20 protein-coding genes are annotated in these 13,147 nt (G+C 66.1%); 14 read left to right on the forward strand and 6 right to left on the reverse strand.

Annotation, left to right across the window (positions count from 1 at the left end):
* The first annotated feature begins 11 nt into the window (after positions 1-11).
* Positions 12-278 (forward strand): PaaI family thioesterase, encoded by a 267-nt coding sequence (locus ACWDSJ_RS14625; RefSeq protein ID WP_450032226.1) that lies wholly within the window; start codon positions 12-14, stop codon positions 276-278.
* Complete coding sequence (locus ACWDSJ_RS14630; protein WP_450032228.1) at positions 275-1,048, forward strand: SDR family oxidoreductase; 774 nt, start codon at positions 275-277, stop codon at positions 1,046-1,048. Before ACWDSJ_RS14625 ends, ACWDSJ_RS14630 begins: the two co-directional genes overlap by 4 nt.
* Before the next feature lie 13 nt (positions 1,049-1,061).
* Here ACWDSJ_RS14630 and ACWDSJ_RS14635 read toward each other — a convergent pair whose 3' ends face one another.
* Positions 1,062-1,691 carry a TetR/AcrR family transcriptional regulator gene (locus tag ACWDSJ_RS14635; protein WP_450032230.1) on the reverse strand — a complete coding sequence of 210 codons (630 nt, stop codon included), beginning with the start codon at positions 1,689-1,691 and terminating at the stop codon, positions 1,062-1,064.
* 85 nt (positions 1,692-1,776) lie between these two features.
* Here ACWDSJ_RS14635 and ACWDSJ_RS14640 point away from each other — a divergent pair, with 85 nt between their 5' ends.
* Entirely contained in the window at positions 1,777-2,769 is a 993-nt protein-coding gene (locus ACWDSJ_RS14640; protein WP_450032232.1) for an NAD-dependent epimerase/dehydratase family protein, read from the forward strand.
* Between the two features lie 20 nt (positions 2,770-2,789).
* Here ACWDSJ_RS14640 and ACWDSJ_RS14645 read toward each other — a convergent pair whose 3' ends face one another.
* Positions 2,790-3,434: a class I SAM-dependent methyltransferase gene (locus ACWDSJ_RS14645; RefSeq protein ID WP_387366995.1), complete on the reverse strand. Its 645-nt coding sequence runs from the start codon at positions 3,432-3,434 to the stop codon at positions 2,790-2,792.
* A 26-nt stretch (positions 3,435-3,460) separates the two neighbouring features.
* Between ACWDSJ_RS14645 and ACWDSJ_RS14650 the strand changes: the two genes are divergently transcribed.
* Positions 3,461-3,844 carry an HIT family protein gene (locus ACWDSJ_RS14650; protein WP_450032234.1) on the forward strand — a complete coding sequence of 128 codons (384 nt, stop codon included), beginning with the start codon at positions 3,461-3,463 and terminating at the stop codon, positions 3,842-3,844.
* A 114-nt stretch (positions 3,845-3,958) separates the two neighbouring features.
* Here ACWDSJ_RS14650 and ACWDSJ_RS14655 read toward each other — a convergent pair whose 3' ends face one another.
* Positions 3,959-4,414 carry an Lrp/AsnC family transcriptional regulator gene (locus ACWDSJ_RS14655; RefSeq protein ID WP_387366986.1) on the reverse strand — a complete coding sequence of 152 codons (456 nt, stop codon included), beginning with the start codon at positions 4,412-4,414 and terminating at the stop codon, positions 3,959-3,961.
* Between the two features lie 111 nt (positions 4,415-4,525).
* Here ACWDSJ_RS14655 and ACWDSJ_RS14660 point away from each other — a divergent pair, with 111 nt between their 5' ends.
* A complete protein-coding gene (locus tag ACWDSJ_RS14660; protein WP_387366983.1) occupies positions 4,526-5,002 on the forward strand; it encodes a DUF2000 domain-containing protein in 477 nt (158 codons plus the stop codon).
* Positions 5,003-5,010: 8 nt separating this feature from the next.
* Here ACWDSJ_RS14660 and ACWDSJ_RS14665 read toward each other — a convergent pair whose 3' ends face one another.
* The gene (locus ACWDSJ_RS14665) at positions 5,011-5,457 is read right to left on the reverse strand and encodes a pyridoxamine 5'-phosphate oxidase family protein (RefSeq protein ID WP_450032235.1); all 447 of its coding nucleotides are present in this window, start codon (positions 5,455-5,457) and stop codon (positions 5,011-5,013) included.
* Between the two features lie 65 nt (positions 5,458-5,522).
* Between ACWDSJ_RS14665 and ACWDSJ_RS14670 the strand changes: the two genes are divergently transcribed.
* From ACWDSJ_RS14670 to ACWDSJ_RS14705, 8 genes are all read left to right on the forward strand, one after another.
* A complete protein-coding gene (locus ACWDSJ_RS14670; protein WP_450032237.1) occupies positions 5,523-5,852 on the forward strand; it encodes a WXG100 family type VII secretion target in 330 nt (109 codons plus the stop codon).
* The gene (locus tag ACWDSJ_RS14675; RefSeq protein ID WP_450032239.1) at positions 5,849-6,154 is read left to right on the forward strand and encodes a WXG100 family type VII secretion target; all 306 of its coding nucleotides are present in this window, start codon (positions 5,849-5,851) and stop codon (positions 6,152-6,154) included. Before ACWDSJ_RS14670 ends, ACWDSJ_RS14675 begins: the two co-directional genes overlap by 4 nt.
* Positions 6,151-7,491: a hypothetical protein gene (locus ACWDSJ_RS14680; protein ID WP_450032240.1), complete on the forward strand. Its 1,341-nt coding sequence runs from the start codon at positions 6,151-6,153 to the stop codon at positions 7,489-7,491. The genes ACWDSJ_RS14675 and ACWDSJ_RS14680 overlap by 4 nt, the downstream gene beginning before the upstream one ends.
* Complete coding sequence (locus ACWDSJ_RS14685) at positions 7,488-7,796, forward strand: hypothetical protein (protein WP_450032242.1); 309 nt, start codon at positions 7,488-7,490, stop codon at positions 7,794-7,796. Before ACWDSJ_RS14680 ends, ACWDSJ_RS14685 begins: the two co-directional genes overlap by 4 nt.
* 62 nt (positions 7,797-7,858) lie before the next feature.
* Entirely contained in the window at positions 7,859-8,275 is a 417-nt protein-coding gene (locus tag ACWDSJ_RS14690; protein WP_450032244.1) for a contact-dependent growth inhibition system immunity protein, read from the forward strand.
* Positions 8,275-8,646 (forward strand): hypothetical protein, encoded by a 372-nt coding sequence (locus tag ACWDSJ_RS14695; protein WP_450032246.1) that lies wholly within the window; start codon positions 8,275-8,277, stop codon positions 8,644-8,646. Before ACWDSJ_RS14690 ends, ACWDSJ_RS14695 begins: the two co-directional genes overlap by 1 nt.
* The gene (locus tag ACWDSJ_RS14700) at positions 8,633-9,094 is read left to right on the forward strand and encodes a hypothetical protein (protein WP_450032248.1); all 462 of its coding nucleotides are present in this window, start codon (positions 8,633-8,635) and stop codon (positions 9,092-9,094) included. The genes ACWDSJ_RS14695 and ACWDSJ_RS14700 overlap by 14 nt, the downstream gene beginning before the upstream one ends.
* Positions 9,095-9,326: 232 nt before the next feature.
* The gene (locus ACWDSJ_RS14705) at positions 9,327-9,833 is read left to right on the forward strand and encodes a pentapeptide repeat-containing protein (protein WP_450032250.1); all 507 of its coding nucleotides are present in this window, start codon (positions 9,327-9,329) and stop codon (positions 9,831-9,833) included.
* A 45-nt stretch (positions 9,834-9,878) separates the two neighbouring features.
* Here the strand turns inward: ACWDSJ_RS14705 and ACWDSJ_RS14710 are convergent, their stop codons facing one another.
* The gene (locus ACWDSJ_RS14710) at positions 9,879-10,247 is read right to left on the reverse strand and encodes a VOC family protein (protein ID WP_450032252.1); all 369 of its coding nucleotides are present in this window, start codon (positions 10,245-10,247) and stop codon (positions 9,879-9,881) included.
* A 62-nt stretch (positions 10,248-10,309) separates the two neighbouring features.
* Here ACWDSJ_RS14710 and ACWDSJ_RS14715 point away from each other — a divergent pair, with 62 nt between their 5' ends.
* Positions 10,310-10,762, forward strand: coding sequence for a MarR family winged helix-turn-helix transcriptional regulator (locus ACWDSJ_RS14715; protein ID WP_450032254.1), 453 nt, complete (start codon positions 10,310-10,312; stop codon positions 10,760-10,762).
* 78 nt (positions 10,763-10,840) lie between these two features.
* Here ACWDSJ_RS14715 and ACWDSJ_RS14720 read toward each other — a convergent pair whose 3' ends face one another.
* Positions 10,841-12,931: a RecQ family ATP-dependent DNA helicase gene (locus ACWDSJ_RS14720; RefSeq protein WP_450032256.1), complete on the reverse strand. Its 2,091-nt coding sequence runs from the start codon at positions 12,929-12,931 to the stop codon at positions 10,841-10,843.
* Positions 12,932-13,147: the final 216 nt, after the last annotated feature.

Genomic DNA, 13,147 nt, shown 5'->3' on the forward strand with positions numbered 1-13,147 from the left:
CTGTGTGGTCCGTGAGCGCAGTCGACGAGTTCCGCACCCGGGTCCGATCCGCCCTCGAGGTGAATCCGCAACATTCCTTGGGGGCGGAGCACGCCGTAACCCATTCCATCGCAACGCGATTGATGCGCACGGCACCGTCCGGCGACTGGGTGGACGTACGCGGCGTCCTCGCCCGCCGCGGCCGCAACCTGGCCTTCGTGACCGCCACCGCGACCCTCGAACACGACGAACCGATCGCGCACGGCCGGATCACCGAGTCGATCGGGACGATCCGATGAGCCACGCCGGACGCCGCTACGTCGTCACCGGATCCGCCTCGGGCATCGGCGCCGCCACGGCCGCCATGCTGCGCGAGCGCGGCGCGCAGGTCATCGGATGCGATCTCGACGACGCCGATATCCGCGCGGATCTGTCCACGCCCGAGGGCAGGCAGGCGCTCATCGATCGAGTGACCGGCCCGATCGATGGCGTCCTCGCCATCGCGGGCGGCGGCAGAACCCCTGCGCTGCAAACGAATTACTTCGGCACGGTCGCGACTCTGCGGGGCCTGCGTCCCCTGCTCGCCCGTGGCTCCGCGCCCCGGGCGGTGGCCGTCTCCTCGACCTCGTCGCTGGCCCCCGGCAACGACCGGGTGATCCAGGCATGTCTCGACGACGACGAACCGACCGCCGTCGACCTTCTCGCCGCCGACCCCGACGGCGGCGGCCCGACCGGCGGCTACGGCGTCGCCAAACGTGCCCTCAACCGCTGGGTCCGCCGCGCGGCCCCCACTCCCGACTGGGCGGGCGCGGGCATAGCGCTCAATATCGTCGCCCCCGGCGTCGTCGACACCCCCGCCGCCGCCTGGATCTTCGCCGACGACGACACCCGCAAGGCCGTCGAGGCCGCCGCCCCCCAACCCTTCGGCGGATTCCCGGGCCGCCCCGAGTGGATCGCCGAACTCCTCTGCTGGCTCGCGAGCCCGGACAACCGATTCGTCACGGGGCAGGTCATTTTCGCGGACGGGGGAGGAGAGGCCGCCGCGCTGGGCGATCTGCACTGGCGGTAGTGACGCGACGCGCTCAGGTGGTCTCGGCCGAGGACTCCATCAACCCCGCGAACAGATGCGTGATCCGATCGGCGAGCGTCTGCGCGTCGGTGCCGAGTTGCGTTGCGCGCTTGGTCAATTGGCCGTCCAGGGCGAGGGAGGCGACGCCGTGGGCGAGGCTCCAGAAGGCGACGGCCAGGGTGTCGGCCTGGGCCGCGGGCAGGGCACGGGAGGCGACGAGCTCCGCGATGGTGTCGGACAGGATGTCGTAGGCCGCGTCAGCGGCCTGCTGGGCGTCGGGATGCTTGTCGGGCTGGGACAGTTCGGGGCGGAACATGAGCCGGAAGTGCGCGGGCTGGTCCCAGGCGAAACGGATGTAGGCGTCGGCCATCGCGGTCAGGCGGGCGAGGGGCGTCGCGGCCGCGGCGCGGGCCGCGGCGAGGCGAGCGCCCAGCACCTCGAACCCCTGACCGGACAACGCGGCCAGCAGCGCGGACCGATCGGCGAAATGGTGATACGGCGCGCCCGGACTGACCCCGGCCTCGCGCGCCACCCGGCGCAGGCTCACCGCCGCCAGCCCCTCGGTCTCGATGAGCCGCAGCGCGACGCGCAGCAACTCCTCGCGCAGCGCGCCGTGGTGATAGCGATCCTTCGTCGACGGCATGTGCAGAGCGTACGGGGTTGACACCGGGCGAACTCCTGATCTATACAGTGATTACATTCTAAACACTGCTTAGATCGGAGTTGTCATGCCGGATCGTGTTCTGGTGACCGGTGTTTCGGGATTTCTGGCCGGGCACGTCGTCGCCGAGCTGCGGGACCACGGCTATCGGGTGCGCGGCACCGTCCGCCGGGCGACGCCGGAACTCGCGGCGCACCTGGGCGATGTCGAATTGGTGACCGCCGACCTCGCCGCCGACGACGGCTGGGCCGAGGCGGTCGCGGGCTGCCGCTTCGTCGTGCACACCGCCAGCCCGTTCCCCATGGCCGAGCCCGACCACGAGGACGAGCTGATCCGTCCCGCCGTCGACGGCACGCTGCGGGTGCTGCGGGCGGCGGCCGCGGCGGGCGTCGAACGGGTGGTGCTGACCTCCTCCCTGGCCGCGATCGCGGTGGGCCACGCCGATCGGGAGTGCACCGAAGCGGATTGGTCGGACCTGTCGGCCTGCCGTGCCTACGACAAGAGCAAGACCCTCGCCGAGCGCGCGGCATGGGAATTCGCCCGGAGCACAGCGGGTTTCGAACTGGCGGTCATCAATCCCGGCATGATCGTCGGCCCGGTGTTGCGGGCGGCGGTCGGCACGTCGGCCGGGGCGATCCGAGCGATTCTGGCCAAGGAGATGCCGGGCATACCGCCGATCAGCTTCGCCCCGGTCGACGTCCGCGACGCGGCGGCGGCGCACCGGCTGGCGATGGAGGTCCCCGAGGCGGCGGGCAATCGGTACATCTGTGCGGGACAACCGGTCTCGATGCCCGAGATGGCCCGAATGCTCGCCACCCGATACCGCGTGCCGACCCGTACCCTTCCCGCACCGTTGCTGCGGGTCGCCGGTCTCTTCGACGGCACGGCCCGCGCGGCGACCCGTTTCCTCGGCCGCACCGAGCGGGTGAGCGCGGCCAAGGCACGCGCGGAACTCGGCTGGAGTACGCGCCCGGTGGCGGAGAGCGTGCTCGATACGGCGGAGAGCCTCATCCGTTTCGGCCTGGTGGCCGATCCGGGCCGCCCGCGCTCGGCGGCGTGAGTGTCGGCTCGCGAGGCCGGTTACGGCTTGTCGTACACCAACGAATACCGCCAGAACAATCGCCGCCGTATCCGCGCCCCCGGCAGCAACTCCGCCGCCCGGTCTCGGATCTCGGCGAGCGTTTCGCCGGGAGACGCTGTGGGAGCGGCCATTTCGATCGGCGGCGTATCCGTCCCCCGCGGCCGCGCCCGCCATCCGACGAACATATTGACCGGCACGGCCACCGCCCCCACCACCAGGTCCGCCGCGCTAGCCTCCCGATAACACCCGACGACCACCAGCCGCCCACCCGGATTCAGACATCCCCGCAGGGCCCGCAGGCTGGCATCCAAGGGCAGATGATGCAGACTGGCCACCAGAGTGATGGCATCCCATTGCCCCTCCACCGCGCCCGGTTCGAACCTCGCCCGCTCGATCACCACTGACGCATCCCCGGCGAACCGCCTCGCGGCGACCTCCGCCATGGCGGCATCGGCCTCCATCCCCGTCACCGACGCGACGCGCCCCCGCAGCCGCTCTATGAGATTCCCTGTCCCACAACCAATATCGAGAACACTCCGCGCCCGGGAAGCTATCACCTGCTCCACCACCCAGGCCCCGTAGAAGTCGTTGTGACTCCACGGGTGCCGCTGGTTGAATCGCTCGATAGAGGAGAGCAAGCCCATCCGGCCCAGGATAGCGAGGATCACCGATGGAACGAATCCCGTTCGACCTCACCGCCTACGAGCGCCGCGTGCGCTCCGGCCCCTGCTTCGTCTGCGCGATCGTCGCCGGTACCCACAACTCCGACCTCGAGCAGGTCATCGCGGAGGATGACGAGAACATCGCCTTTCTGGTTCGCTATCCGACCCTGATCGGCCATAGCCTGGTCGCGCCGAAACAGCACCGCGAGCATGTGGTCCGCGACCTGGATCCCCAGCAGTACCACCGCCTGACCGATCTGGTCTATCGAGTGGCCCGAGCCGTTGAGGCCGTCCTTCCCACCGAGCGCATGTACCTGCTGAGCCTCGGCAGCCAGCAGGGCAACTCGCATCTGCACTGGCATGTCGCCCCGCTGCCCCCGAACGTGCCGTAGCGCGAGCAGCAGTTCCATGCCCTCATGTCCGAAAACGGCGTCATCCCATGGGAACTCGACGACGCCATCCGATTGGCCGATCGGCTCCGTGCCGCGCTTGCCGACTGAGTGCGGTCAGGATGCGGGAGCGATGCGGGTGTTGCGGATGTGCTCGAAGACGATCGAGGTGCGGACGTCGGCGACCTCGGGGCGTTCGGTCAGGCGGTCGATGACGAAGGCGTAGAGGCTGGCGTTGTCCGGGACGGCGACGTGCAGGATGAAGTCCTCGGTGCCGGTGGTCACGTACAGGCCGATGACGTCCGGCAGCGTCGTGACCCAGTTGCGGAAGCCTTCGATACGCGGGCGCGACGGCGGCCGCACCCGCACGGCGATCAGCGCCTGCACCGGACGGCCGATCGCGGGCAGGTCCAGATCGAGAATCGCACCCCGGATGACGCCGCGTCCGCGCAGGGCCCGGGTGCGATCGAGCGCCGTCGTCGGCGAAACCCCCACGGCCGCGGCCACATCCCGATTGGTCTTCCGTGCATCCGACTGCAATTCGGCCAGAATCGCCTTATCAAGTTCGTCCATGCGCCCCGAATCCCTCTCTCTGCCGATACAAGTACGGATCTCCTGGAACATCATCGTACGAGTACCTAGCCTGTTCGTGAATCACGGAACGAATGAACAGGAGATGCGAGCATGTCCGAATCCTCGCAGGCCATCGGCTTCGCCCCCGAGGAGATCGACCCGACCACCTCGACCCGGGCCGCCCGCCTGAAATGGGTCGTCGTGGTCGACGAGACCCTACCCGCGGGCCGCGCGGTGAACGCCGCCGTCTGCACCGCCGCCGCGACCACCGCGCGGGTGACCGGCCTGCTGGCCGAGGACGCGATCGACGCCGACGGCCAGCCCCACCCGGCGATCCCGTGGATCGGCTGCTCGATCCTCGCCGCGAACCCGGAAACACTGCGCCGGATCAGGGACAAGGCGGCCAGCTCGCCCGCCTGCTTCGTCGCGGACATGCCCACCATCGCCCAGCAGATCCGCGTCTACGCCGACTATCTCGAGTCGATGAAGGAGATTCGGGGCGAGGACATGGAGTACCTCGCGGTGAGCATCGTCGGCCCCCGCAATCGCGTCGACAAGATCGTGGGGCGGCTCCCGTTGCTGCCGTAGATGATTAGCTATTCGCGCTCCACGCGACGCAAACCGCTTGCCGGAGTCCACCATTCGACGACGAGCAATGTCGCCGCCTCGTCGAGATGCGTCAACACGACCTCCCCGATCTCGGCCCGAAAGGAATCACCGTCGGCCCCTTCCCCGACGAGCACGGCCCGCCCGGATATCTTGGCCTCCCCGGGCCACCGAGCCTCGTCCCCCTCCACGGGATCGACTGTCGCACTGTGCAATCCGAACCGCGGATCGCGCCGCAGATCGAAACCCTTGCGCGCCCTCGGCATCGACCCGAAAGTGAGTTCCCCGTCGACGAACGCGGCCTCGATCCCCGAGATCCGCGGCGACCCGTCGGCCCGAACCGTGGCGATCGTCTTGTGCCGGTGCGCGTCGAACAACGTCCGAACGCGCCGAGCGAACTCGGGAACCGCGTGCTCCACGTCTTTCCAGGAAGTCATGGGGAGATGATGCCGCGCTCGCTCGATCCTGGACACCCTCGGCACGCGGCCGTTATCGTCGGTCCATGACCGCAGGGGGGTCGCCGGAGCCCGGCAAGATCACCGTCGTACCCGACGACGTGCAGGACGTCGGCCAGTACGTCTACACCATCGCCGACACGCTGAGACAGGCCCTCGACGCCGCCGCCCGCGAGGTCTCGACGCTGCTGGAATCGGACTGGACCGGCGACGCGGCCGACGAATTCCGCACCGGCTGGGACGAAACCCGCGACGGCGGAACCCAATTGATGCAGGCGCTGTCCGCGCTGGCCGAGAAGCTCGGCGTGACCGCCGAGAACTACCGCAAGTCGGACACCGACAGCGCGACCGCCCTCGGCAGCCTGGACATGTCATGAACTCCGAATTCACCGTGAATCTCGAACAACTCGACCGAATCGTGTCGAGGTTGAGCGGGCTGTCGGGTTTCGTACGAGATCATCTCGACGAGCTGGACCGGCGGGTAGCCGCGCTGCACAGCGGCAGTTGGGAATCCGCCGCCGCGACGGCCTACGCCGAGGCGCATCGCGAATGGGTGTCCGCCGCAAGGGAATTCGCCGAAGGCGTAGCGGCAATGAGCGACGTCGCGGCTCGGGCGCACGGCCGCTACTCCCGTGCCGTAGAGGTGAATCGGCGGATGCTCCAATCGGGCCAGGCATGAGGGTCGACTGGCAGGTCTACTACGACGCGGCCAAGCGATGTCAGGATTTGGCCGAGGAGCTACGGCGCGCCGACAAGCCGGTGCATGACGCGGTCAAGGGTGAATGCGCGGGGATGGCGGGGGATGCGCCGGGGTGTCGGGAGTGGGGGGTGGCGTATGACGACGCGGCGCGGAAGACGATGCAGGCGTGTTCGAGTCTGGCGAACGCGCTCACGAATTACGGGGCTGTGTTGTATGCGATGGGGTTTCATTATGGGGAGGCGAACAACAACAAACCTCCCGTGCCCAATGTCGCCCAGGTCGGCGAGTATCAGGTCGTCATTCCGACTTCCGTGCACGACAACGGGATCGGCTTCACGAACCATGGTGGTCTCAAGGAGTATATCGACCAGGTGATCGCCCGTGTCCTCGCCACATTCGGCAAGCTCCCGAACGGCGACAAGGACAAGCTCGACAAGGCGCACAGGGTCTGGGACACCTTCGGCACTCACCCCACGATCACCGGCGCCGCCGCACAGATCGCCGCCATCTCCGCCCTGTTCGACGGCTTGGACGACCCCACGAACCGTCAACTAATCCAGGACCATTTCGCCACCCTGAAGACGAGCGCGGAAACCATTGCCACAGCCGGACAATCGATGGCCGCCCCGATCAAGAACTACCACGAGGCCACGGTCTCACTCGGCTCCGACACCTCTCGATCCATCAACAACCTCGAACTGACCCTCGGCGTAGCGGCGGTCCTCGGCGGCGCAATCGCACTGTTCAGCCTGGGCACGTCGATCGCCCCGGCCGCAGCCGTTGTGGGGGAGGAGGTGGCGTCAACCGTCGCGGCGATTCAGACCGCTTATCAAGAGAGTCAGATGGTCCGGGTGCTGGGCATGGCCGCCCTGGCTGCGACGGCTGTGGGGACGATTACCGCGTTCACCGGGGTGCCGTCGGTCGATCTGGACAAGGTGGCCAAGGATCTCGCCGCGATCATCGCGATGAAGGCAGCCATTCACGGAGAGGGCGGTCAGGACGGCGCGGAGAAACATGAACTTCCCAACGTTCGTGATCCGAAAACCTTCGATCCGCAGTCGCTCACCGGTAAGAGTGCGCAGGAAATCGCCAACGGCATTCCTTCGGACTGGGAGGAAGCTCCGAGCAAGAGCGGGGGCGGAACCGTATATCGAGACCCGAACAACTTCGGTCGGCAGATTCGCATCATGCCCGGCTACACCGAGGGTAACCGTCCGGACCCGCTCACCCACGGCCCGTATGCTGAGGTTTCGCAGAACGGGACGAATACGAAAGTCCCGTTGCAAGGCAACCCCACCCTGGGAGGACCGCGATGAGTCAAACCGCCGACGAGTGGTTGCTTCAAGAGGCGACGGACCACCTAGCCATGGATGCTGTGGGTGTCTATGAGCTTCTGTGGCTTGTCAGAGGTTCGAACTTCGACTTGGACGATGACCTCGCGAAAGCACTTGCTCGCCGAACGGTTCGGCGATTGCTCTCGCAAGGGAACGCGAAGCTGCTCTATCTGAGATGGCCGACCAATGAGGTCGTGGACGCAGATCCAGAAGGAGTCGACCTGGATTCGGATTCCGTTTTCGAGCCTGGTCCCGGCGGAATTTACCTTGCGTTGGTTGAAGATTAGTCCTTGCCAGGATGAGAGCGAGGACATTCCAATCAGACCGTGGAGCAGATCGATGGCAAAATATGGCCGGAGCTGGCGGCCGACGAGACGCGCCTGATGAAGACGGTGCACAAGCGCAAGCCGATCTTTTCAGCGCCGAGTATCTTCGAATATTGTTGGGGCAGAACGAAGTCACAGCCGTCCTGTTGCCGCTTGTACTCACTGTGCTTGAACGGAATCCTCTTGCCGAGGGTGATTACTACCCTGGGGATCTACTCACCACTACCGTCCGGATACCGGCCGAGATGTGGAAGGCCGGTGCCAAAGCCCCGGTGCGGCTTCATGCAGTGATCGATTCGTTGTTGCGGCGGAATGATTTGGAGATTTACTTCCCGCAAGACGACGAGATCTGGGGCAACATCGAGAATCTGAAAGACGCGGGCGTATGTCGGATATTGATGCCCAAACGAAACGACTCACGACCTCAGGGATTGGCATAATGGGCTATTATCAGTTGTTCTTAAAATCCGATAAGCCCGAAAAGTTGGTGGTCCAGGATTTGGAATCAGCTTTAGAGATAGATTTCAGCGCTGTCGATCCAATCGCTAGATGGCCGTCCTACGGCGGTCGTTCAGAGACGTTTGTCGTTGAGTTGGAGTTCGGCCACGATATCGAAGACGACAAGGGAATTCCTTTCGAATCTCATTCGATCGTTGTCACCGTTCGAGATCTGAACTCCGACGACGATCGCGGTCGGAAGACTGCAATAAGTATTCTTCGGCGTTTGCATGATTATCCCGATTATGACGCTCTGCTGGTACATGACCTCCAAGAACTGATTGTCGCAGAAGAAAATCATGACGCAGATTGATGCTCGCGCGAAGCGTTACTTTTCGGAAGACGAAATCGCGGAGATTCGCGCACATTCAATTTCGTTGGAGTCCGGGGACGTACGCGACGCGATTCGCTTGGCGGATTCGTGGGCAGCGCACGTCGAGAAGATCGATAGCGACAGATCCCTGCCCTGGTCCGATAGGTCGGTGTGGAATGAGTACGATTTCTGTGCGGCGTTGACGATCCGAGATTATGTGAAGAAGTCGGTCGATGCTCTTCCTCCAGTGCTGGCGGTGAAGATGGAAGATTATATTTCGGAAGCAGACGACCGCTTCACGTCGATCACTGTCGAAGATTCGGGTCGCCGAATTACGGCTGTCGCCAAGGTGGCTAGGAGTGAACGGGATTGGTGGTGGTTTCGATTTCCCGACTCCGGGCCGGTACTAAGAGATTTGGCCCGCTGGGATCATTTCGAAGATGAATAGCATTCTTGAACCACTTGCCCGATGGGTCCGCGAATCACGTTGGGCCGGGATACAAGGCGGCCTCTACCGCGGGAGGACCGGTCGGGAGGCGACGCTTCGCCCGTAAGCCCAACGTCTCTTCAGCGGCGAGAACGTCCCGGTCGCTCCTGACACGATCTCGCCGGGCCGCCGCATCCAGCTTCAGGAGCCGATCGCAAAGATCCACAACGGCAGGGAAAGTGATTTGGGGGCGATGACCACGACCTACGGCCGCACACGTTCCGCGCTCCGGCGTTGGCCCGCCAATGTACGTGCTCGAGCGGCCCTGGAGACCTATTTCGACAGCCTTCCCGCTGATCCCGCTGCCGAGCGGACCACCGTCTCCCTCTTGAATGGATGGGCGCTCGACTTCAGGGGCGCGGACCTGTCCGGCCTCGACCTGCTCGGCGCAGAACTCAGCGAAGCGAATTTGAGCGGAGTGCGGGTGGCGGCTGTCGACCTGTACACGGCCTGGTTGTCCGACGCTACTCTCGATGACGCTGATCTGACCGGGTCCGACCTGCGGAAGGTGCAAGGGCGAGGCTGCCGAGCTCCCCGAGCCGTGTTCCGTGACGCTGATATGCAGCGAGCGGAGTTCGACGCGTCGAACTTTCAGGAGGCGATTCGAACTACCACGTGGGTTGAAGTCAACGCGAAACACCTTGCGATCGCGGGTTCCGACGACCGCTTGCAGTGGGTGACGCGAGGTTTCTCCTCTTGATGTGGCCGTCGAACGAAACCTCGATGAGGGGCAAGAAGGTGTGGATCAAGCCCGGTCGTGCAGCGTGATCCGGTACCCATCCGGATCGGCGAAGGTGAATGTCCGCCCGAACGGGCCATCGATGGGCGCCGAGACGATGGTGTGGCCGTCGGCGGCGAGGGCGTCGTGGATGGCTTGGACGTTTGTGGCGTGGAGCCAGATGGCTGTGCCGATGTCGGGGTGGGCGGCGGAGGTGAGGTCGGTGCCGGGGACGGGCTCGCGGAGGGCGAAGGCGATCGGCTTCGTGTCGAAGACGACGGCGTGGGGTGGGCCGGACTGGGAGCGGACGAGGCCGAGGTACTGCTCGTAGAACGCTTGGGAGGCGGCGAGGTCGCTGGCCTGGAGGGAGATGAAGTCGGGGCCGGTGGCTGGCATGGGATGCTCCTTCGGTTTGTGTCAGGTTTCTGACATGGCTCAGGCTATGTCAGAATGCTGACATGAGTCAAGACGGTGTGGACCTGGAGTCTTCGCTGGGGTATCTGCTGAAGGAGGCGTCCAGTGCGCTTCGGGTGGCGATGGAGGAGGTGTTGCGGCCGCTCGGGATGAGCGTGACGCACTACGCCTGCCTCGAGCTGCTGGCGCAGCGGCCGGGGCTGTCGAACTCCGAGCTCGCGCGGGGCGCGTTCGTGACTCGGCAGACGATGAACGTGCTGCTTCAGGCTCTGGAACGGGACGGGTACGTGACCAGGCCCGCGGCGCCGCCCGTCGGAAAGGCGCTTCCCACGCGGCTCACGCCGCGCGGACGACGGAGTCTGGAGAAGGCGTCGGCGGCGGTCCGGTCGGTCGAGGTCAGGATGCTGGCGGGTCTGAGCGAAGGGGAGCGGGCGGACGCATTTCGTGTCTTGCACAAGATGATTCGTTCACTGCGTGAGGGCGACGGCGAGGTGTAGGCCCTGTGCGGCGCATGCACGGAGTGAGTACGGCCGATCGATACTTCAAGCGTCGGCCGAACGGATAGCCTCCCGAGGTCACGTCGGCGTCGCCAGAGCGAAAGGCAAAACCGCTGGCGCACCGGCCTTTCGGAGGGTGTGGGCGGCGAGCGTCAGCGTCCACCCCGTCTCGGTGAGGGCGTCCACCAACAGGACGGGCGCGTCGAGATCGGGAAGAACCGGGGGTTCCCAATAGTCGTAGAGGGCGGCTACGCGGTGCGCCGAGTTGGCCTGCGATACCGGTGCTCGATCGGGCCGGGGGTGGAGCGTGCCCAAGTGTTGCAGGCGGCCGACTTTGGCGAGACGCACCGCCAGATCGTCGACCAACTGCGGATGAGTGGCCGAGTGCATCGCCATGACAGAGGTAGGTCGTCGAGCCCAATCCCATTCGCGCAGAACGGCTATGCAGGCGTCGAAGACCTGATCGGGCACCGGTCCGTCCGGCGAATCGAGCAGAGCGCGTAGGCGTTGACCCCAACCCAGATCGCTGAGGCGGCCGAGCACCCGACCGGTCTCGGGTCCGTCGGATATCTTGCCGGACAATGGGATTCCCAGCTTGGCCATGCCCGTCGGCCACTGGCGGCGGGGTGACAGGTCGATGCCCGGCCGGTCGAGGCGGGCGCGGATGGTGGACAGGTCGGACTCGTCGACCGTGATGTCGAGGCGGACTCCGGTGCAGTTGTCGCAGCGGCCGCACCCTTCTCCCGTGAGGCCCGGGTCGTCGAGCTGGCGGCGGAGAAAGTTCATACGGCATTCGGACGTGGTCTGGTAGTCGAGCATCGCCTGCTGCTCGGCTTCGCGAGCGGACGCCAGCCGTTCGTAGCGTTCGGCGTCGTAATGCCAAGGCTCGCCGGTGGAGAGCCAACCGCCCCGCACCCGGCGGACGGCGCCGTCCACGTCGAGAACCTTCAACACCATCTCCAGGCGAGAGCGGTTGAGTTCCACCAGAGGTTCGAGGGCGACCGTGGACAGCGGGCGGTCGTGATCGAGCGCGTCGAGCACCGAGCGGACGGCGGATTCGCGGGGGAAGGCGATCGAGGCGAAGTAGCTCCAGATGCGGCGATCCTCGGGGCCGGGGAGGAGGACGACCTCGGCCCGGTCCGTGCCTCGCCCGGCGCGGCCGACCTGCTGGTAGTAGGCGATGGGCGAGGAGGGGGCGCCGACGTGGATGACGAAGCCGAGGTCGGGTTTGTCGAAGCCCATGCCGAGGGCGGAGGTGGCGACGAGGGCTTTGACCTCGTTGGCGAGCAGGGCCGACTCCAATGCCTCGCGTTCGGCCGGATCGGTCTGGCCGGTGTACGCGGCGACCGTATGGCCATGGGAGGCAAGGACATCCGCGAGGTCGTGGGCGGCGGCGACGGTGAGGGTGTAGATGATGCCGGAGCCGGGGAGGTCGTGCAGGTGGCGGCTGAGCCAGGCGGTGCGCTGGACGGCGTCGTCGATGCGCAGGACCGACATGTGCAGGGATTCCCGGTCCAAGGTGCCGCGCAGGACGAGGGCGTTGTCCCGGCCGAGGCCGACCTGGGCGGCGACGTCGGCGACCACGCGGTCGTTGGCGGTGGCGGTGGTGGCGAGGACGGGGATGTCGCTGCCGAGGTCGGCGATGAGGGTGCGGATGCGCCGGTAGTCGGGGCGGAAGTCGTGGCCCCAGTCGGACACGCAGTGCGCCTCGTCGATGACTACCAGGCCCGCGTCGGCGGCGAGTTTGGGCAGCACCGAGTCGCGGAAGTCGGGGTTGTTGAGCCGTTCGGGGCTGACCAGCAGGACGTCGACCTCGCCCGCGGCGACGCGCGCGTGGATCTCGTCCCATTCGGTGACATTGCCCGAATTGATCGTCGCCGCAACAACTCCCGCGCGTTGCGCGGCGGCGACCTGGTTGCGCATGAGGGCGAGCAGCGGGGACACGATGACCGTCGGGCCGCGTCCCTGCGCGCGCAGGAGTTTGGCGGAGATGAAGTACACCGCGGACTTGCCCCAGCCGGTGCGCTGGACGACCAGGGCGCGGCGGCGGTGGACGACCAGGGCCTCGATGGCGGTCCATTGGTCATCCCGCAGCCGCGCTTGCGGGCCTGCCAATTCGCGCAGGAGCGCTTCGGCGGATTCACGCAGGTCGGTAGTCATGGAGCCCATCGTGCCGCACGGGTCCGACATGTCGCCAGGGGCATCTCCAGCCGCACCCTTTATTCGAATCCGCACCCTTTATGTGGCCCTGAAAGGGGTGCGGATCCGAATAAAGGGTGCGACTGTGTTACCGTGCTTGGGGGGTTGGGTGCCTTTGGGGGTGTTGCCGAGCGGGGGGATTGTGCGCCTGGTTTGGGGGCCGAGTGGGGAACCGTTGGAGGATTC

It is taken from the genome of Nocardia sp. NPDC003482 (assembly GCF_053588115.1).